We start from the raw sequence: 24,963 nt of genomic DNA, 5'->3' as shown, positions 1-24,963 counted from the left end.
TAAACTTCCAGCCAGACCACCCACAATAAAGGACACTCCCACCATGGGCTATATGGCATTAAAGCATACGCATCTGCTACTGATTGTTTTATCCATCGGGCTGTTTTTTCTGCGATTTATCGCAACCCAGTGTAACGCTCGCTTTATCCATGCCAAGCCTTTCAATATTGCGCCACATATCATCGACACGGCTCTTCTGTTAAGCGGTATCAGCTTAATCATCCTGGTTGGCTACCCTCTGTGGCCCATAAACTGGCTGACAGTCAAGTTGCTACTCGTTGTGGCCTATATTGGCTGCGGCATCGTAGCGATGAAGTCTTCAACCAAAGCAATCCGCTGGGGTGCGGCGGCCGGCGCCCTACTCTGCATTGCCGGCATTTTGCATTTAGCACTCAGTAAAAGCTTCTAGCCCTCGCTCAATAACCGCCTTAAACCCATGTATATTCCATCCAATGAGTTTAAGGCGGACACTAGATCCACTCTGCCCCACCTGACGAAATGTTAGCCGGAAACACAACAATAGATAATCAAAAAAGAAATAATAGCGCCCAGAGCCGGAAAAATCTGTCCGGAACAGATTTAGGCAGCTTCGCTGGCCTGTAAGGCCGAGCACACGTACGTGCGAGCCAATTGTACCGGGAACCGGTTCAATGACGGCTTGGTTCGAAAAATACCGCTTGTTTCAATTTACTGGGAGCTTGGAGCGAAGAAAAAATAATGGTGCCCGGAGCCGGAATTGAACCGGCACGACCGATAAAGGTCGGCAGATTTTAAGTCTGCTGTGTCTACCAATTCCACCACCCGGGCAACGGGTACAGCGTTTAGCTGTTTCTTCTTTACCCGCGATGGGGTAAGGAAAGTGGAGGCGCGACCCGGAGTCGAACCGGGCTACGTGGATTTGCAATCCAGTGCATAACCGCTTTGCTATCGCGCCGTTAAGAGGGCGGCATTCTAGCCCATAATGGCTGCCCTGCCTACCTCTAAATATAAAAAAATATTGTTTTCACAAACCTAACTGTCTGATTATTAAGCAGTTAGACTTTCGTCTCTGGCATTAAACCACACAGGCAAGCGTGAGCTTACTGCGGGCTATCGCTGTCATCTGGCGCTTGAGCTTGTTCTGGAGCCTGGCTCGGCTCTGCCCCCATATCCGCCATCAGGAAAGGCGCGGCGGCTTTAAGGTATAAGACCATTGACCAGAGCGTCAGGGCCGCAGCCGCCACCAGGGCGATATAGCCGGCCCAGTTGAGCCAGTTAAAATCGGCCAACAGCACAATCAGGGCAACCATCTGTAAAGTGGTTTTAATCTTACCAATATAAGAGACCGCCACACTGGCGCGCTGCCCCAGCTCGGCCATCCATTCGCGTAGCGCGGAAATGACAATTTCGCGACCGACAATAACCAGTGCGCAAACGGCAAACCAAGCTTCTGGGTGCAGAGTTACCAGTAGAACCAGCGCAATCACCACCATCAGCTTATCGGCTACGGGGTCGAGAAAGGCACCAAGCTTAGTGCTTTGGTTATATTTGCGGGCGACGTAGCCATCGGCCCAGTCAGTGATGGCGGCAGCACTGAATATAAGTGCTGAAATAAAATGAGCGCCATTGAAAGGCAGGAAAAACACCAGCACAAATAAAGGAATCAGGGCGATGCGTAACAGTGTCAGTTGATTGGCCAGAGTCATACAGCGAACTTCTTGTTAAACCTAAGTGAGTGATTGAGTATAAATCACTGTGTATAGCGGGATGATACACCAGTTAGGGCTATAAACATCAAGTATATGAGAGTTTTGCCTATTGTCTAAATTTCAAACACAAAACTCAAGCATGCCCAGAATCGATAAACACCCAGCGTTTGCCAAACCTGCCCGATAAAGCTGACAATGCCACCGGTCTATTTAACAACCAATGGCATTGAGCACAACCATAGGGTTATTGCGACTGTTCAGCCTCGCGGTGCGCCTCTAGTTCGGTTTGTAGGTCTTGGCCTAATTGCTGAATTTTAGGCATAAAAGACTGCATCATCCCTTGGGATAACTGCACCGAGTCATTCATCACAGCTGGCATTTTCGCCACCATCGATTGACCGGTTTCGGAACTATAAAACGCCAGCATATCTTGCACTTCTTGCTCGGTGTAATGCTCCAAATAAATATCAATCATGGGCTCTTTCAGTTTTGCCCAGCTCATCTCTTCACGCATTAGGTCGACAATTTTTTGCATATGCTTGTCGAAAATCTCTTCCTCTGAGGGTTTGATACCCATCTGCGCTTTCATACCGCTCAGCATTTGATCAAACTGGACATAAATATTATCAACCAGTGCATCCGCATTAGAAGCGCGCAGCAGCTCTTCCACACTCTCACGCTTACTTTCCTCTGCGATAGCACCAACGCTTACCACCATGCTCAACAGCAATACAATTACGCTCTTCATAAAACCCTCATTAATTTGTTACCACCCAACCTACCCTTTCACAGGCCCCATCAACACCCTGGTTGTTTATGGCATAGCAGGGGCCAGCGGCCAACATAACATATATCCGGTAAAACAACGCTCATCGGTAACGACCGAAGCACTAAAAGGTGTGTTGAATAACACTTTGGGGGCGGCCATCACCACTGGCATCAAATTGACTCTATAAAGGCCTGCTCTGGAGCGAGTTTACTTCTCACTTCTTTAATGCGGCGGCTTTAAAAAAGCATAGCAAGCAGTACAAATTTTACCCCAACCACGCCTATCACAATAATCATAACCCTACGTTACCGCCTATTTACGCCCTAAAGCCACTTTTTGGCGGCGGCAATCACTGTCTGTACACTGTTAGGCAATAACCTATGGCGAGGCACGCATAAGTACAAAGGCTCAAGCACGGGAACCGGTAGGGGGTGAATTTTAATTTCATCGGGTCTAGCGAATGCCGCAACCGCATGGGCTGGCAACACTGTAAAGCCCAGCCCCAAACTGACGGGCTCTAAAATCATGCTTATTTGATTGGAGAAACCCTGCTTAGGTATTAATCCCGCGTGCTCAAACTCGGGGTAATTGGCCCCCAGTAATAATCGCGCATGATGGCTGCCATCGGGGTGATCGATAAACCCTAATGTGTTTAACCCCTGCCAACTAGGCTGATCAAAATCAGCAGGTGTAACCAGTAATAGTGACTCTGTGGCTATGGGTTCACAGCTGATATCCGCGTGTGCAGACTCGCGGGTTATAAACCCTACATCAGCGCTAGCGTCGGCTACGGAACGCTCAATGTCGGCATTGGGGGCAAAGCGATATTCAATAACCAGTTTGGCGTGCTCGGCTTGCAACGATAACATCTGAGGATACAGCTTAAGCCCTACACTGCCTGGTGACATCACGCGCACTACACCTTCGTAGGCAGGGTCTTGCCCGATCTGCGTTTCTAAGTTTGCTAGCGCTTGTAAGATTTCCCCGGCATCTCTGTACAGGCGCTTGCCTGCCTCTGACAGCGTAAAACCTTTGCCTTGGCGCAGTATTAACGCCACCTCTAACTGAGCCTCTAACTTGCCAATATGCTGGCTTACACCCGACTGAGTCATGTGTAAGCGGTGCGCCGTTTGAGTAAAGTGCCCCACCTGCGCCAAAGTACAAAAGGTACGTAGCCACACTGTATTAATCATTACAAATTGTACTCATATTTATTTCATATGATTATTTTACGTTATTTATTGTAACTTGTAACCTAGCTCCTCTTTCAGCAAACGAGGAATCATCATGAGCAGCGCCTACCCAAGAAGTTTTTCTCATATTGGCATTTCAGTGCCCGATGTAAATAAAGCGGTGGAGTTTTACACCGAGGTTATGGGCTGGTATTTAATTATGCCTTCCACCGAAATTGAAGAAGACACAAGTGCCATTGGCGCTATGTGTACGGATGTATTTGGGGCCGGCTGGGGAGGATTTAAAATTGCTCACTTATCGACGGGTGACCGTATAGGTGTCGAGATTTTTCAGTTTAATAACCAGCAAAATCCCGAGGATAATTTTGAATATTGGAAAACGGGGATTTTTCACTTTTGTGTACAAGACCCCAATGTTGAAGAACTTGCGGAGAAGATTGTGGCTGCAGGGGGTAAAAAACGCATGGCCGAGCCTCGCTATTATTACCCGGGTGAAAAGCCCTACCGTATGATTTATATGGAAGACCCGTTCGGCAATATTTTAGAAATATACAGCCACAGCTACGAGCTAGTATACAGCGCGGGTGCGTACGGATAAGCCGTCTGCGTCCGGCTTAACAACCAACCCCGTAGGCACAAAAAAACCAGCGAAGCTTTACGCCGCGCTGGTTTTTCGTGACCACGCAAGTCACTATTTAGTCATGGGAGTGCTCAAGTGCATAGAAAGTGGCCTGAGTATAGTCCTCTTCATCAGCGGTATTATTTTGATTATAGGCGCCGGCTTTAAAATACATATACTGCCCGCCCTGATCGTAACCACTGCTACTCATGTCCACCACCTGTTTTACGGTAGGCTTGCCTTCCCGATAAATAAACACGGTCAGCTCGTTGCCCTCAACATTGATTTCGTAGCTGAACACCTCGTCCAGCGCAATCCCATCTTCTGGGTTAAATTCAATATTGGAGCGCCCGCCGATCATGTCGTACCAAGTGTCGTCGCCGCCTTGGATTTCATGGGCCAGGTAAATAGAACCCTTATCATTACTGGGCAACTTGCGGTAGTAAAGCCGCACGGGCTCATCGTCATTGGCATGAATCTGGCCAATGATCACCCGTCCAATCTGGTAGGCTTCCCCGGTGGTTGATACTCGGTTTACGGCCAAGGTTGCCCGCATGTTGCCATCAACACCCCCGGCGGCGGCCAGGTCTTCGGCGGGCGCACTGCCGAACACCCAGTTATTGGCGTTTACGCCTTGAGTGTCGATACTCGTGTTACCGGCGCGCAACATTTCCCGCAGCTCCACTCGGGTATAGCTGGTGTTGGTTGAAGTTTTAAAACCTGTTGGCCCCACACGGAACACCATGCCACCGTCTGCACCGGTGTAAAAATAATCGGGCTGTTCATAACCATCGTTTAAATCATCTTCTTTAATATTATCGGCGCGGCCATTGCCGTCTTCATCCGTAGGGATACTGATATACCAGCGCGACAAATCAAAATTCTCAGAAGGGGGCTGATTAGGATCTAACTCACTAAGTGCTGGCGGGCCATTGGGTATGGTTGGCTGCTCATCTAAACCACCACAGCCGTGCACTTCAACTTCTAGTAAACTGTTCCAAAGATTGACGGAATTCCCTTGTCCAATAATGCGCACATATTGAGCGTCCAGTCGATCAAAAGTGTCCGCGTAGAAACCCTCGGTTCCCTGCGACTGGCCGCTAGCAACCAAGGTGACCCAGTTGTTGTTGTCAGTAGACGCTTCAATGGTATAAAAAGCGGTGCGCTCATCGGCGCTTAACCAAGCGGTTTTCACCTCGGCAATATTGGCCAGTGTACCCAAATCCAACACTAAGGCTTTGTCATCGCCTTCAGACGACCAGCGTGAATCACTGTTCAAACTTCCATCCAGAACATTAGCCGGCCCGTGACCGTCGTTACTGCCATCATCCGTGGCCTCAACAATCACCAAAGACTCGGTGCCTGTACATGCCGTCGGAGCCACAGACGAACTGGAAGAGGATGAGCCTGGAATAGTGGTAGAACTGCTGGAGCTGGATGAACCACAGCCGGCACATACTGCCGCGACAAGTGGAAGGACTAATATTAGGGGGTTACATCGAAACATGGGTACTCCTAGGGGTAAAACCCGGAACAGGGGGCTATCGACAGCTTTGAATATCTCAACAGCAGGAAGGTACCCGCTATCATCACTCTAATTATTGTTTAACATTCACACAGCGGTGAACTGATACGCATAGTCAGATTAGTGTACAGCCCCCTACCAAATTGTCAACCAATATTGAAACCGTGTGTTCATGCGCCAAAGGTTGGACTTTTAACGTGTTAGACACGTGGTCACTCTGCCAATCACTTGCTACGCAGTGTGTCTGCAGTTGGGGGGTTTAAAGACGCTTACTGTCGCTTTCTCCAATACCGCTTCGAACGAGCTTTTTCAGCATTGAATATCACTGTGCATAAAACTGAAACTATGGCCGTATTAATTATTGTGTTAGCTTTAATTAATATTACTTATTGTTATTTCCGTTGCGCACTGTTAACCGGTAGTCTTTGTGGCGCGAAAATTAGCAGAAAGACTCAACCTAACGTATGAATGGCCCCCAACAGCCATCTGCCTTTGCTGGAGCACAACGCTTAATATGCAGAATTTACTTCAGCTTATTTCACCATTTGACCTCACTAAAGGCCGCCACACGCCATCTTTTTATGAGCGATATGCCGAATGGGATCAGCCTTCACGGCAAGTTCAAATATCGGCCATTAGCTTTTTAACGGCCATACTGTATGTGTTGTTTACCTTAATTGATAAGTCTTGGGCACCGGCGCACATTCAAACCTTAATGATGAAGTTTCACTTCTCAACGGTTATACCTTTATTGCTGTTTATCAGCTATTTTGCCTACAAACAGCGCTATTATAAATATGTCATGCTAGCACTCGCTATTTTTCCAATCATTAGCATATCGGGCCACGCCTATATTGCCAGTAAGTTGGGCAACACCTCCATGTATGTACCCGAAGGCTATCTTGGTATCTTTTGGATTTTTATTGCCTCGGGCATGACTTTTCGGTACGCCCTAGTCAGCGCGATCTGCGCCACAATTATTTTACTTGCTTCCGCTTTTTATTATATTGAGTCGAAAGATGTCTATGTAATGTATGTTTTTTGGGTGTTTTGTAGCTTTTCATTTGGATTTCTGGGAGCGTTGATCTTTGACCGAACACGCAAGCAAATGTTTATCAGCCAGCAAGCACTGAAAGATTTAGCCATTACCGACCCACTCACCGGAGTGTATAACCGCCATCAGCTCAACATCATACTCGCTCAAGAAATTGAACGCGGTCTTCGTTATAAGAACACGTTTGGTTTGCTAATCATTGATGTGGATTATTTTAAAAACATCAACGACTCCTATGGCCATGACGTGGGTGATGTCACCCTCAAGACCATTGCACAAGAACTGTCGCGCTCCATACGCGGCAATGACACACTTATTCGCTGGGGTGGCGAAGAATTTATTGTTATTGCCATTGAAACAAACCAGCACCAATTAATCACACTCGCCGAAAAGCTGCGAGAAAACATTGCCAACACAGATTTTAGTGAAGCTGATAAGGTGACAATCAGCATAGGAACAACATTATTTAAAGAAAATGATAGGCAATCAGACATGCTCTCTAGAGCAGATAAAGCACTTTACCAGGCCAAAGAAAAAGGCCGAAACACGACCGTGTATGCACCATAGCCAATAGTGGTATTGATAACTGCCGCGTTTAATCCAACAGTTTTTGGATTGGGGTAAATATTTTAGCGGCGGTTAGTTTAAGTACGTTTGCTTTTTGGCACATAGTTTAAAATAGAAATGGGCACAACTTTTCTGGGTGCGAACTCTTCTAAATCTCGGCGTTCAATAATATGCCCCAATCGACTCTCAATACTACAAAGCGTCTTAAAATCATCTTTAGACACCAATGAAACAGCCTCGCCTTTTGCACCCGCTCGGCCTGTTCGCCCTATGCGGTGAATATATTCATCTATTTCATTGGGCAAATCGTAATTAACAACACGATCTAAGTCATCAATATCCAGCCCCCTAGCCGCCACACCCGTAGCAACCAGCAAGCCGCACTTACCCGATTTAAAGTCATCCAGAATTTGCATGCGAACCACCTGACTGCGATCACCATGAATATAGTCGGCAACAATGCCACGTTTGGCCAACTGTTCGACCAACTTCACCGCCCCATGTTTAGTACGAATAAATATAAGCGCCTGCTGCCATTGATGGGTCTGAATAAGATGACTCAACAACGCTGATTTTTTATCCTTATCAACGGTTACTAACCATTGCGAAATATCAGGCTTATTAACGTCACTGCCGGCCAGCAGTATTTCTACCGCATGATGAATCGTGGTTTTAACGAGCTGCTTAACCTGTGGCGAGATAGTGGCAGAAAACAATAAGTTTTGGCGCTCCTCAGGTAAGCGCTCGATGATCTTGTTAATATCACCGATAAAACCCATGTCGAGCATACGATCGGCTTCATCCAACACCAGACACTCGAGCTCATCAAAGTGTAATGCTCGCTGATGAGCCATATCCAACAACCTACCGGGTGTTGCCACAACAATATCCACACCATCAATCAACTGTCGTTTATGCAAGGCAATTTCACTGCCGCCATACATCGCTAAATAGCTGATATTTGAATATTTTGCATAGCGGGATATATTCTCAGCCACCTGTACAGCCAGCTCGCGAGTCGGCACTAAGACTAACGCGCGAATACGCTTGCCCCGCAACTTACGACCGGCAAGTCGCTCGATAATAGGCAATACAAAACTCGCTGTTTTACCCGTACCGGTTTGTGCTGTAGCGATCAAGTCTTTCCCTGAAAGTACAACAGGAATGGCTTTCTCTTGAATCGGTGTAGGGGATTCATAGCCCTGCTCGGCAATGGCTCGCACCAATGACTCACTTAAACCAAGCGCTGTAAATGGCATATAACCCCTTTAATAACCTATAAATAGAGAGTGCTCAATGAGCGACAGAGGACAATAATTGACTGGAAAGTTTGATAGCTGATGATAAAGCTAAGCAATAGCTAAAACGGCCCCAAAGGGGCCGCCAACACTCAAGTTTACCGACGATTAATCCGATTGGTCCCATCCAAGGCGGCCAAGCGATAGGCCTCCGCCATGGTGGGGTAATTAAAAGTGGTGTTTAAAAAGAAGTTAATCGTATTACCCCCATTGGCTTGCGACATAATCGCCTGACCGATGTGGACAATTTCGGCGGCTTCTGCGCCAAAGCAATGCACGCCCAACAGCTCACCGGTATCCACATGAAAGAGCAATTTAAGCATCCCGGCATCTTCGCCGCTGATTTGCCCGCGTGCGGTGTTTTTAAACAGGCAACGGCCCACTTCATAAGGTACTTTGGCTTCTGTCAGTTCGCTTTCGGTTTTACCCACCGAGCTAATTTCCGGCAAGGTGTAAATACCGGTAGGCACTTCGGACATTTTTGTGCATTCTTTGCCAAGAATAACCGCCGCCAACGCCCGGCCTTGGTCAAATGAAGCGCTGGCCAAACTAGGCCAACCAACCACATCGCCCACAGCGTAAACATTGTCTACATCGGTTTGGTACTGTTCATTCACCTTCAAATTACCGCGATGATCCGGCTCCAGCCCAATGGCTTCCAGATTGAGGTTGTCGGTATTGCCACTGCGGCCATTACACCACAGGATGGCATCGGCGGTAATTCGCTTGCCCGACTGCAGTTTAACGGTCACGCTGTGTTCGTTCGCTTCGATTTTTTCGTAGGTTTCGCTGTGGCGTACCCGTACACCGTTATCGCGCAGGTGATAACTTAAGGCATCGGAGATTTCGTCATCGAGGAAGGACAATAAACGGTCGCGGTTGTTGATTAAATCGACCTTAACACCTAAACCCGAGAAAATAGAGGCGTACTCACAGCCGATAACACCGGCCCCGTAAATAATTAAATGGCGCGGGGTGTGCTGCATTTCCAACACCGAATCGGAATCGTAAATCCGTGCCTGGGTAAAATCGATATCGGCCGGCTGATAAGGGCGCGAACCGGTAGCGATAATCACTTTATCGGCGGTGACCACTTCTTCGCGCGCGCCGTCCAATAGGTCGATAGCCACGGTGTGGGCGTCGATAAAGTGAGCAAAGCCCGAAAAGAGCTTCACGCGATTGCGAATGTAAAAGTCGGTGTGTAGCTCTACTTGTTTGGGGATAACCGCGCTGGCAGAAGCCAAAACTCTGGGGTAAGTTAAACGCCAGGTTTCGCCAATCTCGCGAAACAAAGTGCTGGTTTTAAACTGAATAATTTGCTTGACCATATGGCGCAGCGACTTTGACGGTATGGTGCCTTTGTGGGCACAGTTGCCCCCCACTAACGCACGTCCCTCTATCACCGCCACCCGCTTACCGGCCTTGGCCGATGCCATGGCCGCACTTTCGCCCGCAGGCCCCGAACCAATAATCAGTACATCAAAGGTATATTGTGACACTCGGTATCCCCTTCCTGAATGGCGCCCTCAGGCGCAGTGAGCTCTCTCGCTTTTAGCAGCTTTTGTTTGCCCGCAGGTGGGGCACAACCTCTGACGGGTTACTGCTTTTTGTCCGCCGCATTAACGGCTAAATGACCATTTTGCGGGGTTTCACCGCTTTTAATCTCTTCGCATTTTTTCTCATCGCCACCGCATAACTCGCAGGTGTAATCTTTCTCACCCAATGCGTCTCCAACCCCTCCGCAGGAGCCTGTCAGGGGTTTACGACCAAAAATAACGCCGATAGCCATGGCGCTGATAATCAGCAACATGGCGAAGAAGGCCACTAAAAATGTACCCATACGAGCACCTCTTTTAAACGTTCGTTCCGGGCCTCAAGGGCCCGTGAACTGAGAAAAATGACTGGATTGCGACTCGGTAAAGCCGTCACCGTCTTTGACAATCATATAGACGGCAAGTTTTTCCGCCTCGGCCAGTTGCATGCCTTGCTCCGGCCCCAGCACATTCAGTGCGGTGGCCCAGGCGTCAGCACGAGCGGCCGTATCGGCGACAACCGTTACCGATACTAGCTTGTGATTGATGGGTTTGCCGGTGACAGGGTCAATGGTGTGTGAGTAACGCATCCCATCAACCTCAAAATAATTGCGGTAGTCGCCAGAGGTGGCAATAGCGTGGTCACTCAAGCTGATGGCTTTAGCTACCGAGCCTGTCAACATGCTGGGCTGTTCAACCGCAATGCGCCACTTCGAGCCTCGCGGGCTGTGGCCCTTAACGCGTACTTCGCCTCCTATTTCCACCATAAAGCTGGCAATACCCTGCTCAACCAGCTCTCGTACTATCCAGTCTACACCATAGCCCTTGGCCACGGCGGACAAGTCGACAAAAATTGGCGCGCTTCGGCGCGCTTGATTGCCATTTAGCTCAAGCTTCTGGTAACCGGTTAATGCTTGAGCTGCGGCTAGCTCCTCTTCACTTGGGACGACTTCCGGCTGCATTTGCGGCCCAAAGCCCCATAAATTAACCAGTGGGCCCACAGTTACATCAAAAGCGCCATCGCTGGCTTCACTGATGTCCTGACTGATCGCTAGCACTTCCAGCAAGGGAGAAGACAGATCCACCCACTGCCCAGCCTCGGCGTCATTAAAACGCATTAACTGCGAGTCGGGAATGTAGGTGGACATTAACTGGTTGATGTACTGCAGCTGCTCATCTACCTGATCTTGCAGCGCATTAACATCAACCCCCAAAGGAGTGTTTGCCTGCCCCACCAGGGTGATGTGATAACTGGTGCCCATAGTACGCCCGCTGAATTTGGCGACCTCATACTCAGGCGCTCGCTCGCAGCCGGCAATACACAATCCCACAAACAAAAACGAGGCTAGTAACACCAGCCTCGTTTTTGTCATTGCGTTGTAGGCAAACATGATTACTTGATTTATCACCTTTGTTTAGCCACCAAAGTCATCAAGCATAATGTTTTCTTCTTCAACACCGAGGTCTTGCAACAGTTTAATAACCGCAGCATTCATCATCGGAGGCCCACACATATAGAACTCACAATCTTCCGGGGCTGGGTGATCCTTCAAATATTCTTCAAACAGAACATTGTGGATAAAGCCGGTCAGGCCTTCCCAGTTATCTTCAGGCTGTGGGTCAGACATGGCCACATGCCAAGTGAAGTTGTCGTTCTCATTGGCCAGCATGTCGTATTCATCTTGGTAAAACAGCTCTTTCAAAGAGCGAGCGCCGTACCAGAATGAAATTTTACGCTTACTGTTTAAGCGCTTAAGCTGATCAAAAATGTGCGAACGCATTGGCGCCATACCCGCACCACCACCAACGAACACCATTTCCGCGTCAGTGTCTTTGGCGAAGAACTCACCAAACGGACCGAATACAGTGATTTTGTCACCCGGCTTCAGATTGAAGACATAAGTGGACATAACGCCCGGTTGAATGTCTTTCGAGCCTGGAGGTGGCGTAGCAATACGAATGTTGAACTTAACCAGACCTTTTTCTTCTGGGTAGTTCGCCATTGAGTAGGCACGCTGAACGGTTTCAGTGCTTTTAGCTTTTAAGTTAAAGAAACCGAAACGCTCCCAGTCACCGCGGAATTGCTCTTCGATATCAAAGTCAGAAAAATTAATATCGTAAGGAGGACATTCTAACTGAACGTAACCACCGGCACGGAAGTCGACGTTTTCGCCTTCGGGCAATTTTAGCGTCAGCTCTTTAATAAAGGTCGCCACATTGGGGTTTGACTCAACGGTACACTCCCACTGCTTAACACCGAAGACATCTTCAGGCACTTCCACTTTCATGTCTTGCTTGACCGGCGCCTGACAAGACAAACGCCAGCCTTCATTGGCTTCACGCTTGGTGAAATGGCTCTCTTCGGTAGGCAGCATAGAGCCGCCACCTTCTTTGACCACACAGCGACACTGGGCACAGGTACCGCCGCCGCCACAGGCTGAAGGCAAGAACAAGCCAGCGCCAGACAGCGTTTGCAACAATTTGCCACCGGCAGGTACGGTCAGTGTTTTTTCGTCATTAATGACAATATTAACATCGCCGGATGATACCAACTTCGCACGCGCACCCAGGATCACAAACACCAGGGCCAGTACAATAACGGTGAACATCACAACGCCAAGAATAATCTCAATATTCAAAATGTGATTCCTCGCTGATTACAGATCAATACCGCCGAAGGACATGAAGCCCAGCGACATCAGACCAACGGTAATGAATGTAATACCCAGGCCGCGCAGACCTTCAGGTACATCGGAGTACTTCATTTTTTCGCGAATACCAGCCAAAGCGGTAATAGCCAATGCCCAGCCCACACCGGAGCCTGCACCAAACACGACACTTTCACCAAAATCGTAATCGCGCTGTACCATCAACAATGAACCACCCAAAATGGCGCAGTTCACTGTAATCAGCGGTAAGAATACACCCAACGCGTTGTATAGCGCCGGGAAGTATTTATCCAGAATCATTTCCAGAATTTGCACCAACGCGGCAATAACACCGATGTAGGTAATCAAACCCAAGAAGCTCAGGTCCACATCCGGCAGGCCGGCCCACGCCAGTGCGCCGTCGGCCAATACGAAGTTATACAGCAAGTTGTTAACCGGTACGGTAATAACCTGTACCACAACAACCGCGATACCCAGTCCGAATGCCGCCCCGATTTTCTTCGAGATCGCCAGAAAGGTACACATCCCCAGGAAGAACGCCAGAGCGATGTTGTCGATAAAAATCGACCGAACAAATAAACTTAAATACGCTTCCACGATCAGACCTCCTGCGCTTGCGGCTTAGTGTTAGGTGCCATTTTGTAATCCGGCGCTTCAATTTGATCTTTTTTCCAGACACGAATGCCCCAAATAAATAAACCGATCAAGAAGAACGCACTTGGTGGCATCAATAACAGGCCGTTGGGCGTGTACCAACCACCTTCGGTGGCCAGAGGCAAGATTTGATGGCCCAGCAGGCTACCGGAACCGAACAATTCACGAATCACCGCCAGCGCAATCAAAATAGCGCTGTAACCCAAACCATTACCGACCCCATCAAAGAAGCTGGCAAGCGGTGGGTTTTTCATGGCAAAGGCTTCGGCGCGACCCATTACGATACAGTTGGTAATAATCAAACCAACAAATACCGACAACTGCTTACTGATTTCGTAAGCGTAGGCTTTTAGCACTTCGTCCACCACAATCACCAGCGAGGCGATAATGGTCATTTGCACGATGATACGAATGTTGCCCGGCGCGTGGTTACGCACCAATGAAACAAATAAGTTCGAAAAAGCTGTTACCGAGGTCAGTGCGATACACATCACCAAGGTCACAGACAATTTACTGGTTACCGCCAGGGCCGAACAGATACCGAGAATCTGCAGTGCAATGGGGTTGTTGGAAAATACCGGGGCAAATAAAAGCTCTTTTACTTTCATGGTATTAGGCCTCCCCTTTTTTCAAGTTGGCGAGGAAAGTTTTATAACCGTTTTCACCCAGCCAAAACTGAACCAAATTACCGACGCCGCGACTTGTCAAAGTAGCACCTGACAGACCATCGACCTTGTGCTCCGCGTTTGGTGTGTTGGCGTCAACCATGCCTTTAATCACATTCAGTTGAGCATCACCATCGTCGCCGTAGACTTCTTTGCCTTCCCACAGTGCTTTCCAGGCGGGATTATCAACTTCGCCACCCAGCCCCGGAGTTTCGCCGTGCTCGTAGAAGCCCAAACCCACTACGGTATTCAGATCCGAGTCCAACGCCATAAAGCCGTACAGGGTTGACCACAGACCGTAACCGCGAATAGGCAGCACTAAGGTTTCGAGCCCGCTGTCGCCTTCGATCATATACACCAGGCCAATGTTTTCACGACTGCCAATTTTGGCAAGGTCTTGATCGGCCGTTAAGTCTTCTGAGCGCGCAGGGTCTTTCGACGCTTTGCGCTGATCGTATTCGGCAACAGCCACTTCGTCGGTGAAGGTACCTTTGTCAAAATTAACCGCACGGGTTTTAACCCGGTCGCTAAAGACGACTTCAACACCTTGACTGCTGGCTTCATCCGCAAGGCCGGCCGCGGCCAGGATATTGCGTTTAAAGTCCAGCGACTTGTTTTTTTCCTGCACAGGGCGCAGGAGAACGGCAGCGGTAGAGACCACCACCGAACAGACGATACACAGTAAAATCGTTACTATGAGCGTCTTTTTGATGGAATCATTACTAGCCACGCGCCAACCTCCGCTTAATATTTGCTTCAACCACAAAGTAATCGATCAGCGGTGCAAACAAGTTGGCAAACAATATCGCCAACATCATGCCTTCGGGGAAGGCAGGGTTTACTACGCGAATGATGACCACCATAAAACCAATTAAAGCACCAAACCAATATTTACCCGTGTTGGTCATTGCCGCCGACACAGGGTCCGTCGCCATAAAGATCATACCGAAGGCAAAGCCGCCGATGACCAAATGCCAGTACCAGGGTAGCCCCATGGCCGGATTGCCAGCGGCATCCCCAAACAGGTTACATATCAACGCGGTGGCAATCATACCCAGCATAACGCCCAGCACAATGCGCCAGGAAGCAATACCCATCACCAGCAGCACAGCGCCACCGATAAAAATTGCCAAGGTTGAAGTCTCACCGATACTGCCTTGAATATTACCCAAGAAGGCATCCATCCAAGTCATTTGACCAGCAATGGCGTCCATACCACCTTGCGCGGCCAGCGACAGCGCAGTGGCGCCGGTGTAGCCGTCAACCGTGGTCCAAACTGCATCGCCCGACATAGCCGGAGCATAGGCGAAGAACAAGAAGGCACGACCGGTTAACGCCGGGTTTAAGAAGTTTTTGCCGGTACCACCGAACACTTCTTTACCCAGCACCACACCAAAGCTAATACCGAGAGCGGCGTAAAGCAGGGGTAAATCGGGCGGGCAAATAAGCGCGAACAGCACAGAGGTTACAAAGAAACCTTCATTCACCTCGTGACCACGGATAGAAGCAAACAACACCTCCCAAAAACCGCCGACAATAAACACGACCGCATAAATAGGCAGGAAGTAAGCGGCGCCGTGCACCAAACAATCCCAAATGCTGTTGGGGTCGAAACCTGCTACGAGACTGATCAGGGCAATACGCCAGCCTTCACCGGCACCGGAGCCCATTTGCGCCAAAATTTCATTGGCCTGATGACCAACGTTGTACATGCCGAAGAACATGGCGGGAAAAGTACAGGCCCACACCGTGATCATCATACGCTTGAGGTCAATCCCGTCGCGCACATGGCTGGTAGTTTTGGTGACATCCGAAGGTCGGAATAAGCCGGTATCAATCGCCTCAAACAGCGAGTACCACTTTTCTAGCTTACCGCCTTTATGAAAGTTCGGTTCGATTTTGTCGAGGAAATTACGCAATGCTTTCATCCCTTAACCCTCCAGCTCAATTCGGGTGAGATTGTCGCGCAGAATCGGGCCGTATTCGTACTTACCCGGGCAGACAAAAGTACACAGAGCCAGATCTTCTTCTTCCAGCTCCAAACAACCCAATTTTTGAGCAGTATCTGTGTCACCAACAATCAGCGCACGCAGCAGTTGCGTAGGCAGAATATCCAGCGGCATTACTTTCTCGTACGAGCCCACAGGCACCATAGCGCGCTCACTACCCATAGTGGTGGTCGTGAAGTTGAAGCGCTTGGACGGCATCAGTTTGGACAAATACAGATTCAATACCGAGAAGTAATTGGTACCGGCGCGCAGATAGTGCAGCATGGGGCGGTCGTCCCCTTCGCTCAGCACACTGACCTGCTGATGATAGCGACCCAGGTAGGCGTAGGGCCCACGAGCGGTGCGACCACCAAATACCGAACCGGAAATAAGACGATTGTTGCCGCCTTTGAGTGCGCCGGCGGTCAGCTCTTCGAGGTTGGCCCCTATACGGGTGCGTACCAGTGCCGGAGCCTCAACTTGTGGTCCGCCTAGAGCCACTACCCGAGAGGTTTCGATGCGGCCTTCGCTAAACAGCACACCGAAAGCAACAACATCTTGGTAGTTAATGGTCCAGACAAACTTATCGGCTTTGACCGGGTCCAGGTGGTGAATATGCGTACCCGCGTTACCTGCTGGGTGCACACCGCCGAACTCGGCAAGCTGAATTTGACCACCATCCGCGGCTGGAATATCAGCGCCCTGTGCTTTACAGACGAATACCTTGCCGTCGGTCAATTTGGTCAGAACTTGCAGGCCTTGTTTAAAAGCTGCTTCCTGCCCCTTGAGCACAACCTCAGGGTTCGCTGCCAGAGGATTGGTATCAATCGCTGTGACAAAGATAGAGTTTGGTTTGGCGTCCAGCGCAGGCACCTTGCTGTAAGGGCGTGTACGCAGTGCGGTCCATAGACCGGACTGATTGAGCTGATCGCGAACGGCTTGGCCGTCGGCTTGTTGCAGCTCAGCATCGCTGTAAGCTTGATAGGATTCGGCCGCATCACCCTCGACGTCAATGACGACAGTTTGCAGCATGCGGCGCTCACCACGATTAATCGCGGCAACAGTACCCGATGCTGGAGCGGTATAGCGAACCCCTTCGGTTTTTTTATCGGTAAACAGTAACTGTCCAAGCTTGACCTTATCACCCACGGCTACCGCCATAGTTGGCTTCATGCCGTGATAATCTGGGCCGATGACTGCCACGGTACGGGCAGCTGGCCCGTCCTTGATAGCCTGCTCGGGCGCACCGGATATAGGTAAATCCAATCCCCGACGAATCTTTATCATACGTCTGACCTAATCACTCGTTGGATTAATATGTAGCACGACTCAATGGAGCCGCAGTGTGCTGTGCTGGTGTTGTACCAGCGGCTTCTATTGCATTGAAGCTTTATCGGTATCTGGCAAGACTAATCTGGCAGCATTAATAATGCCGTCCAGAGGATCAATTTGCTATTTCTCAGGCATTTACCCAACTCACCAATACGAGTGGCGAAATTCGGGCGCAACTTGCCCCACCAGCTTAAAAATCGCGGCAATTATAAAGATCGACGCCGACAAAGGCCAGCATATAGGCACAAATTTACTCAGCAAAGTCTTGTCGGCCGGCGAAATTGGCCAAGGATTGCACCACCGACTACAGGTTGAAGCAAAAACAGGTACAATCGCGCCTGATTTCTGCAACTATCCACGACTATGACTGAACTAAACCCCCAGCACCCGAAAATCTCTACCAAAGCCGGCGACAGACGCCAGTGGGGCAAGCTGCACGGCAGCGCCTCTGCCCTCGCTTTGGCCCGCGCCGCAGGCGAGCACCAAGGGTTAAGTTTAGTCATTACCAGCGACACTGCCAGCGCCCAGCGGTTGGAATCCGAATTATCTTTCTTTAGCGGCCCCGAGCTCGACATACTGCACCTGGCCGACTGGGAGACACTGCCCTACGACAGTATCTCCCCACACCAGGACATTATTTCAGAGCGCTTGCGCACCCTATTTAAGCTGCCCGGCGTAAAACAGGGCATTCTTGTGGTGCCAGTCACCAGCTTGATGCAGCGATTAATGCCCACAGACTATTTGCTGGCCGGAAGCCTTGACCTTAAAGTCGGCGACCAGTTGAATGTGGACACCCTGCGCACCAACCTGACCAAAGCGGGCTACCGATCGGTGGATACCGTTTACGAGCATGGCGAGTACACGGTGCGCGGCTCTCTGATCGACCTCTACCCCATGGGCAGCGAATGGCCGCTGCGCATCGACCTGTTTGACGATGAAATTGACAGCCTGCGTACTTTCGACCCCGACACCCAACTCACAGAAGATAAAATCGAGCAGATCGAGCTGCTGCCGGCGCGGGAGTACCCACTCGACAAACAGGGGGTTAGTGCGTTTAAGCAGCGCTGGCACCAACGCTTTGACGTTGACCCCACCGCCTGCTCAATTTACCGCGATATCAGCGACGGTATTGCCCCCCCTGGTATCGAATACTATCTACCGCTGTTTTTCGATCACACCAGCACCTTATTTGATTATTTGCCAAATAACACTGTCGCCTATACCACCGGCGACATTAATGCGGCCGTAAAACACTTTTGGACCGAGCTGTCAGCCCGCTTTGAATCGCGTCGTGTAGACAATACCCGGCCACTCTTGGCTCCGGAAGAAATCTACCTGCGCGACGAACAATTGTTTGGCTCACTCAAAGCAATCAGCCGTACCGACTTGAGCAGCCACGCTATCGAGAGCCGCGCGGGTCGCGACAACTTCGCCTGCTCGGAGCCGCCCTCACTGCCGGTTAACGCCCAAAGCGAGAACCCGTTAACCGCGCTAGAAGCCTTTTTAATGGAATTCTCTGGCCGCGCTTTGTTTTGCGCCGAATCCGCTGGCCGGCGTGAAACCCTGCTCGAATTACTGGGGCGCAGTCGCCTGCAACCAAAAGAAGTTCCAAACTGGCAAGCGTTTATCGACGGCAGCGACAAGCTCGCCATTACCGTGGGCGACATTGATCAAGGGCTCTACATTGAAGACCCCGCCATCGCACTAATTGCCGAAAGCCAGTTATTTGGCGAGCGAGTGCAACAAACACGGCGCCGCAAACAAAGCCAAGACAATGCCGACAATGTGGTCAAAAACCTTACCGAGTTGCAAGTGGGCGCGCCGGTGGTACACATCGACCACGGCGTAGGTCGCTATCGCGGCCTAGAGACCATCACGATTGAGAATGAGACCAACGAATTCTTAATGTTGGAGTACGCCGACGAGGCCAAACTCTACGTGCCCGTTACCAGTTTACATTTAATTAGCCGCTACAGCGGAGCCGATGAGAACGTCGCCCCACTGCATCGACTGGGCTCAGAGCAGTGGAGCCGCGCCAAACGCAAAGCCGCCGAGCAGGTACGCGATACCGCCGCCGAGCTGCTGGATATTTACGCGCGACGTGCGGCGCGCAAAGGCCACGCCTTTACCGACCCCAAGGCCGATTATTTAACCTTTTCAGCAGGCTTCCCCTTTGAAGAGACACCGGACCAGCAGGTGGCCATCGATAATGTCGTGCGCGATATGCTCGCCCCTCAGCCGATGGACCGACTGGTGTGCGGCGATGTCGGCTTCGGCAAAACAGAGGTGGCCATGCGCGCGGCGTTTGTCGCCGCCCACGCGGGCAAGCAGGTGGCCATTCTTGCCCCCACCACCCTGCTCGCACAGCAGCACTATGAAAGCCTCAAAGACCGCTTTGCCAGCTGGCCATTTAGCATTGAGGTTATGTCGCGCTTTCGCACCAACAAAGACGTTGAAGCGGTTAAGAAGCGCCTGGCCGAAGGTAAGGTTGATATTGTGGTCGGCACCCACAAACTTATTCAGCCAGACATTAAATACAAAGATTTGGGCCTGTTGATTATCGACGAAGAGCACCGCTTTGGTGTCCGTCAAAAGGAGCAATTAAAGAAGCTGCGCGCCGAGATCGATATGCTGGCCATGACGGCCACGCCTATTCCGCGCACACTGAACATGTCGATGGCAGGCATCCGCGATTTGTCCATCATTGCCACGCCCCCGGCGCGGCGCTTATCGGTCAAAACCTTTGTACGCCAACATGAAGACGCCGTTATTAAGGAGGCGATACTGCGCGAAATTTTGCGCGGCGGCCAGGTGTATTACCTGCACAACGAGGTGAAAAGTATCGAGCGCACAGCGCGAGCGCTGCAGGAGCTGGTGCCCGAGGCGCGCATCGGCATAGGCCACGGCCAAATGCGCGAACGCGAGCTGGAAAAAGTGATGTCCGACTTTTACCACAAGCGCTTCAATGTCATGGTGTGCTCCACCATTATTGAAACTGGCATCGATATTCCGAGCGCCAACACCATCATTATTCACCGCGCCGATAAATTTGGTTTGGCCCAATTACACCAATTGCGCGGCCGCGTAGGTCGCTCCCACCACCAGGCTTACGCCTACTTATTAACGCCGGAAAAGCGCGCCATGACCGCCGACTCAGTGAAACGGCTAGAAGCCATTGCCGCGGCGCAAGATCTGGGCGCAGGCTTTACCCTCGCCACTCACGATATGGAAATTCGCGGCGCCGGTGAACTGTTAGGTGACGAACAATCCGGACAGATTCAAACTGTGGGCTTTTCCATGTATATGGATATGCTCGACCGCGCGGTTAAAGCCATGCGCGCTGGCAAAGAACCTAATATTGAACACCCTTTAGCCGACAACACTGATGTAAACCTGCGTATTCCGGCGCTGATACCGGATGATTATTTACCGGATGTACACACCCGCTTGGTGCTGTATAAACGTATCGCCGGAGCCGAAAACCGCGAGGCTTTGCGCGAGCTACAAGTTGAAATGATTGACCGCTTTGGCCTACTGCCTGAGCCGGCCAAGAACTTAATGCGCGTTACCGAGCTTAAACTGATGGCGGAGGCCATGGGGGTCACTAAACTGGAGGCCTCTGCCTCGGGCGGCAAAATTGCGTTTGGTGCCGACATACAGGTAGACCCGTTAAAAATTGTGCAGCTGGTGCAAGCGCAGCCAAAGGTATTTTCTCTGGCCGGGGCCAGCGGCTTAAGCTTTAAAATTCCGATGGAGGAACCTGAAGAGCGGCTGCAGCGCATCACAGATTTACTGGAAACCTTACAGTCGAATTAGGGCCTGCTCACTCTAACAGGCTGCTAGAATCCACCTGCTGGAAGCCAGTTTTGCTTCCAGCTAGGCGCCGTGAGTACTGTTGGTTACTCCAAATAAACGAGAGGCAACAACGCTAGAGGAAAAACTGGCCCCAGCCCTTCGGGTTGTGGCTAAAAAACCACCACTCTGCGTTTCTCGTCTTTCATTTGGAGTAACCAGACATCTCTCCTCGCGCCTTGATTGGTGAATTTTTAGTCGCAACAGGTCGTACTCAATTAGTGTGAACAGGCCCTAGCGTTTAGCGAACCATAAGCGCTAGACTGTCGACCAGACAACGGAAGCAATTGCCCATGAAATCAATCTTTACCCCGCTACTGAGTACCATCTCATCCTCTTTATTATTGTTTTGCAGCAATGCCGGCCTAGCGCAAAGCTCCCCGCACGAAGGCTGGTATGAAGTCGAAGTCATCGTTTTTGCTCGTCCTTTAAGCAGTGATGAGCGCTGGCCTGAAGACATCACACTGGACTACCCACTCAACTGGGAAGCGCTAAAAGACCCTGAGGCCGACTATCGACAGCGGCTGGAACAAGCTCAGCAAGCGCCTCAAGAACAGCGGCCAACGGATTACAACGACGATACGAATCTACCAACGGCAGACACCAACACCTCTCAGGGGCAATCACAAGACGAGCAACAAGCCAGACTTGATGCAGTAGAACCCGTGGATTTGGCGCGCAGTGAGCGCTACCGCCTACCGCAGGACACACGCAAACTCAATGCTCTGGAGCGCCGCATTAATGCTCAACCGGGTTACCGTGTTTTATTTCACGAGGCCTGGCGTCAATTTGTCACAGGCAAGGCGCAGGCGCCGTGGATCATTATTGAAGGTGGTGAAAGTTATGGTGAGCACCGCGAATTAGAAGGCAGCCTCAACATTAACGTTGCGCGTTACCTACATATGCACACGGACTTGTGGTTTACCGAATTTCAGATCAACACAGGCCAGAGCCATCGCCAATGGCCATCTCTGCCGGAAAGCCCCGAAAAACGACTGCACAAGGCATTTACCTCTGAGGCCACACTCTCGGCCATGGATTTAAATCACTCGCAGTCAGGCTTTGGACAAGATAACACTATGTTTAGCGCAAACAATATGAGCGGCGAGTCGACCCAATCCAGCGAGCTGGACACCCTGCTCAACGACTTTCTCGATGCCCCCTATATACCGCGCCGAATCTACACGCTGGATCAACGCCGCCGTATGCGCAGTACCGAGCTTCACTACCTTGACCATCCCCGTCTCGGCTTATTGATCAAAATTCTGCCCTATGAATTGCCCCCCGAAGAGGAGGCAACAGAGCCAGAAAGCGCGGCTCAACAGGAAGGTGCGGTACAACAATAAAGGGCACCACAGAAGGCGGCCGCGTAAGAATAAGGAAGATCAATAATAAGCCAGCCGGCGATAATTAAAATCGCCGGCTGGCATCTGAGTGCTTTGTTTGATGTACTCTATCAAAGCTTAAAATTGTACGTATTAGCTGTGCTTTTATAGCTGTGTTTACAGTTGTCTTTACAGCTGTACTACGTCGTCCGCCTGTAGGCCTTTGTCGCCTTTTTGTACCGCGAATTCTACGTTTTGCCCTTCCGCTAAAGACCGGTATCCCTCACCGCGAATACTTCGATAGTGCACAAACACATCTTCGCTTTCTTCACCACGGGTAATAAATCCGTAACCACGGGCATTATTAAACCACTTTACCGTTCCGGATAAGCGCTCAGACATACTGCTAACCTCATTATTTTTATTCATAAATACTGCAAAAACTGCAAGTGGTCCCACACCACTGCGCACTGGCTTCATTTAGCCAATCCTTACTCTTTTTTACTTTATTGTGTGCAAATTGTCCACCATTCAGCCTGTTTTCATAGCTAAGAGGTGCTCTTTACATAGATTCCGGGCAAGTTACGCGACAATTCCCTGTCATCCATACCAAAACCAAACACATACTGATCGGGTACAGTGAGTGCCTCATAGTCGGCATTAATCACAGCGGGCTCAGCCAACACTTTGCGGGCCAGCACCATGCTTTTCACCTTATCTGCCCCCTGATTTATGCAATATTCACGCACCTCAGCCAAAGTAATCCCTTGATCTAAGATATCATCTACCAGCAAGACCCTACGCCCGGCTAAATTTACCTGAGGGCGATGCAACCAGGTAAGTTCAGAGGCGGGTTCATTGCCCTGATAGCGGGTCGCGTGGACATAATCCACCTCGATTGGCAACGTCAGCTTGGGCAGCAAGACCCCCGCCGTCACCAGTGCGCCTTTCATAATAACCAGCACGACAATAGGCTCGGCACAGTCACTGAAATCGCGATCAATAGCGGCAGCCACACCGGCAAGCGCCGCGTCTATATCCGCAAGTGTGTACAGGCAAGTTACACTCACTCTCCATTACCACTATTTACGCTGACGCCATCTGGCAAATGCAAAGTGCGTGTTGGGAAGGCACATTCAGCCTCATGCTCAGCCACGATTTTCAAGATTTTTAGCAATACATCCTGCTTAACTTCGTGATAACGCACCCAGTTCACCGTCTTAGTAAAGGTATACACAAAGAAATTCAGTGACGAATCCGCAAAGGCATTAAAGTTGACGATCAGGGTCTGATTGTTGTCAATTTCCTCGTGCTGCTCCAGCATAGCGCGAACTTTTTCGACAATAGCAGGCACTTTTTCGGCATCTTCGTAGCGCACACCAATGGTTTCATAGATCCGCCGGTTGAACATACGCGAGGGGTTTTCCACCGATATTTGAGTAAACGTTTGATTGGGAACGTACAGTGGACGCTTATCAAAGGTGCGTATGCGAGTCAGGCGCAAGCCTATCTCTTCAACCGTACCTTCTATTTCTTGATCGGGCGAGCGAACCCAATCGCCAACTTTAAAGGGGCGATCCAAATAAATCATCAAACCGCCAAAGAAGTTGGCCAACAGGTCTTTGGCCGCGAAACCAACAGCAATACCACCTACCCCGCCAAACGCTAACACACCTGAGATGCTGTACCCCATTGATTGCAGTAAGACCAACCCAGAGGTAATAACAATGGCGATACGCAGCAACTTTCCCACCGCCATCACCGTGGTAGGATCTGCCGTTTTACCCGATTCAGGGATAAGAAAATTTTTCTCACCGTATTTCACAAGCCGCACTAAAAACCAACTCAGCAAAACAATGACACCCACTCGCAAGATTGAATCGGCGTACTGCAATACTGACTCTTCGGTTACATCGTGAGCAATTTCTGCCGCCCAAGACAACCCCACCAGCCAAATCAGCCAGCGCAGCGGGGCCATAGCAGCTTCGACAATGGTGTCGTCCCACCGGTTTTTTGACTTGTGGGCATGCTTTACGACGACCTTTAACAGTCGGCGTACAAAAGCTGCCAACAGCAAAGTGACAAACACCAACAAAAACACTTGCACCATCCACAGCTTTTCATTGGCAATCAGCTGCTCCACCCAAGTTTGCACTTGATCCATTTTTTCTCACCTTTCTGACCTACGGATACAGGGGACGCAGTATATCAACGCTGCCTATAAACTGCAGCC

At 50.2% G+C, this 24,963-nt stretch carries 22 protein-coding genes and 2 tRNA genes; 5 read left to right on the top strand and 19 right to left on the bottom strand.

The window, feature by feature from the left end:
* The first annotated feature begins 43 nt into the window (after window positions 1-43).
* On the top strand, window positions 44-409 hold the full coding sequence (locus Q4526_RS03805) for a SirB2 family protein (protein ID WP_215975560.1): 366 nt from the start codon (window positions 44-46) through the stop codon (window positions 407-409).
* A 309-nt stretch (window positions 410-718) separates the two neighbouring features.
* Here Q4526_RS03805 and Q4526_RS03800 read toward each other — a convergent pair.
* The 5 genes from Q4526_RS03800 to Q4526_RS03780 form a co-directional block, all read right to left on the bottom strand.
* Window positions 719-807 (bottom strand) — tRNA-Leu (locus tag Q4526_RS03800).
* A gap of 53 nt (window positions 808-860) precedes the next feature.
* Window positions 861-934, bottom strand: a tRNA-Cys gene (locus Q4526_RS03795).
* 145 nt (window positions 935-1,079) lie between these two features.
* Complete coding sequence (pgsA, locus tag Q4526_RS03790) at window positions 1,080-1,685, bottom strand: CDP-diacylglycerol--glycerol-3-phosphate 3-phosphatidyltransferase (RefSeq protein ID WP_215975559.1); 606 nt, start codon at window positions 1,683-1,685, stop codon at window positions 1,080-1,082.
* Between the two features lie 247 nt (window positions 1,686-1,932).
* The gene (locus Q4526_RS03785) at window positions 1,933-2,436 is read right to left on the bottom strand and encodes a DUF2059 domain-containing protein (RefSeq protein ID WP_215975558.1); all 504 of its coding nucleotides are present in this window, start codon (window positions 2,434-2,436) and stop codon (window positions 1,933-1,935) included.
* A 344-nt stretch (window positions 2,437-2,780) separates the two neighbouring features.
* A complete protein-coding gene (locus tag Q4526_RS03780) occupies window positions 2,781-3,650 on the bottom strand; it encodes a LysR family transcriptional regulator (RefSeq protein WP_215975557.1) in 870 nt (289 codons plus the stop codon).
* Between the two features lie 94 nt (window positions 3,651-3,744).
* On the opposite strand from Q4526_RS03780, the gene Q4526_RS03775 reads away from it, so the two are divergent.
* Entirely contained in the window at window positions 3,745-4,248 is a 504-nt protein-coding gene (locus tag Q4526_RS03775) for a lactoylglutathione lyase family protein (protein WP_215975556.1), read from the top strand.
* 97 nt (window positions 4,249-4,345) lie between these two features.
* On the opposite strand, the gene Q4526_RS03770 is transcribed toward Q4526_RS03775, so the two are convergent.
* Window positions 4,346-5,776, bottom strand: a complete 1,431-nt coding sequence (locus Q4526_RS03770; RefSeq protein ID WP_215975555.1) for a polysaccharide lyase family 7 protein — start codon at window positions 5,774-5,776, stop codon at window positions 4,346-4,348.
* 532 nt (window positions 5,777-6,308) lie between these two features.
* Here Q4526_RS03770 and Q4526_RS03765 point away from each other — a divergent pair.
* A complete protein-coding gene (locus tag Q4526_RS03765; RefSeq protein ID WP_215975554.1) occupies window positions 6,309-7,415 on the top strand; it encodes a GGDEF domain-containing protein in 1,107 nt (368 codons plus the stop codon).
* A 77-nt stretch (window positions 7,416-7,492) separates the two neighbouring features.
* On the opposite strand, the gene Q4526_RS03760 is transcribed toward Q4526_RS03765, so the two are convergent.
* The 10 genes from Q4526_RS03760 to Q4526_RS03715 all read right to left on the bottom strand — a co-directional run bounded on the left by Q4526_RS03760 (window position 7,493) and on the right by Q4526_RS03715 (window position 17,508).
* Window positions 7,493-8,674 (bottom strand): DEAD/DEAH box helicase, encoded by a 1,182-nt coding sequence (locus tag Q4526_RS03760; RefSeq protein ID WP_215975553.1) that lies wholly within the window; start codon window positions 8,672-8,674, stop codon window positions 7,493-7,495.
* Between the two features lie 137 nt (window positions 8,675-8,811).
* Entirely contained in the window at window positions 8,812-10,212 is a 1,401-nt protein-coding gene (sthA, locus tag Q4526_RS03755) for a Si-specific NAD(P)(+) transhydrogenase (RefSeq protein WP_215975552.1), read from the bottom strand.
* Window positions 10,213-10,310: 98 nt separating this feature from the next.
* On the bottom strand, window positions 10,311-10,553 hold the full coding sequence (gene nqrM, locus Q4526_RS03750) for a (Na+)-NQR maturation NqrM (protein WP_215975551.1): 243 nt from the start codon (window positions 10,551-10,553) through the stop codon (window positions 10,311-10,313).
* A 33-nt stretch (window positions 10,554-10,586) separates the two neighbouring features.
* Complete coding sequence (locus Q4526_RS03745) at window positions 10,587-11,654, bottom strand: FAD:protein FMN transferase (RefSeq protein WP_303609526.1); 1,068 nt, start codon at window positions 11,652-11,654, stop codon at window positions 10,587-10,589.
* A 6-nt stretch (window positions 11,655-11,660) separates the two neighbouring features.
* Window positions 11,661-12,884, bottom strand: coding sequence for an NADH:ubiquinone reductase (Na(+)-transporting) subunit F (gene nqrF / locus Q4526_RS03740; protein WP_215975550.1), 1,224 nt, complete (start codon window positions 12,882-12,884; stop codon window positions 11,661-11,663).
* Between the two features lie 18 nt (window positions 12,885-12,902).
* Complete coding sequence (gene nqrE / locus Q4526_RS03735; protein ID WP_215975549.1) at window positions 12,903-13,511, bottom strand: NADH:ubiquinone reductase (Na(+)-transporting) subunit E; 609 nt, start codon at window positions 13,509-13,511, stop codon at window positions 12,903-12,905.
* A gap of 2 nt (window positions 13,512-13,513) precedes the next feature.
* A complete protein-coding gene (locus Q4526_RS03730) occupies window positions 13,514-14,176 on the bottom strand; it encodes an NADH:ubiquinone reductase (Na(+)-transporting) subunit D (protein ID WP_215975548.1) in 663 nt (220 codons plus the stop codon).
* Window positions 14,177-14,180: 4 nt separating this feature from the next.
* A complete protein-coding gene (locus tag Q4526_RS03725) occupies window positions 14,181-14,963 on the bottom strand; it encodes a Na(+)-translocating NADH-quinone reductase subunit C (RefSeq protein WP_215975547.1) in 783 nt (260 codons plus the stop codon).
* On the bottom strand, window positions 14,956-16,161 hold the full coding sequence (locus Q4526_RS03720; protein ID WP_215975546.1) for an NADH:ubiquinone reductase (Na(+)-transporting) subunit B: 1,206 nt from the start codon (window positions 16,159-16,161) through the stop codon (window positions 14,956-14,958). Before Q4526_RS03720 ends, Q4526_RS03725 begins: the two co-directional genes overlap by 8 nt.
* 3 nt (window positions 16,162-16,164) lie before the next feature.
* A complete protein-coding gene (locus tag Q4526_RS03715; RefSeq protein WP_215975545.1) occupies window positions 16,165-17,508 on the bottom strand; it encodes a Na(+)-translocating NADH-quinone reductase subunit A in 1,344 nt (447 codons plus the stop codon).
* A gap of 408 nt (window positions 17,509-17,916) precedes the next feature.
* Here Q4526_RS03715 and mfd point away from each other — a divergent pair, with 408 nt between their 5' ends.
* Together mfd and Q4526_RS03705 are read left to right on the top strand one after the other, a co-directional pair.
* Window positions 17,917-21,369, top strand: a complete 3,453-nt coding sequence (gene mfd / locus Q4526_RS03710; protein WP_215975544.1) for a transcription-repair coupling factor — start codon at window positions 17,917-17,919, stop codon at window positions 21,367-21,369.
* Window positions 21,370-21,698: 329 nt separating this feature from the next.
* Window positions 21,699-22,751, top strand: coding sequence for a CsiV family protein (locus Q4526_RS03705; protein ID WP_215975543.1), 1,053 nt, complete (start codon window positions 21,699-21,701; stop codon window positions 22,749-22,751).
* Between the two features lie 168 nt (window positions 22,752-22,919).
* Here the strand turns inward: Q4526_RS03705 and Q4526_RS03700 are convergent, their stop codons facing one another.
* The 3 genes from Q4526_RS03700 to Q4526_RS03690 form a co-directional block, all read right to left on the bottom strand.
* A complete protein-coding gene (locus Q4526_RS03700; RefSeq protein ID WP_215975580.1) occupies window positions 22,920-23,132 on the bottom strand; it encodes a cold-shock protein in 213 nt (70 codons plus the stop codon).
* A 146-nt stretch (window positions 23,133-23,278) separates the two neighbouring features.
* On the bottom strand, window positions 23,279-23,800 hold the full coding sequence (locus tag Q4526_RS03695) for a hypoxanthine-guanine phosphoribosyltransferase (protein WP_215975542.1): 522 nt from the start codon (window positions 23,798-23,800) through the stop codon (window positions 23,279-23,281).
* On the bottom strand, window positions 23,797-24,894 hold the full coding sequence (locus Q4526_RS03690; RefSeq protein WP_215975541.1) for a mechanosensitive ion channel family protein: 1,098 nt from the start codon (window positions 24,892-24,894) through the stop codon (window positions 23,797-23,799). The genes Q4526_RS03695 and Q4526_RS03690 overlap by 4 nt, the downstream gene beginning before the upstream one ends.
* Between the last annotated feature and the right edge of the window lie 69 nt (window positions 24,895-24,963).

The organism is Gilvimarinus sp. 2_MG-2023, assembly GCF_030547685.1.
Taxonomy (GTDB): Bacteria; Pseudomonadota; Gammaproteobacteria; order Pseudomonadales; family Cellvibrionaceae; genus Gilvimarinus.
Note: the sequence above shows the minus strand (reverse complement) of the source record. Positions and strands in the feature narration are given on the sequence as shown.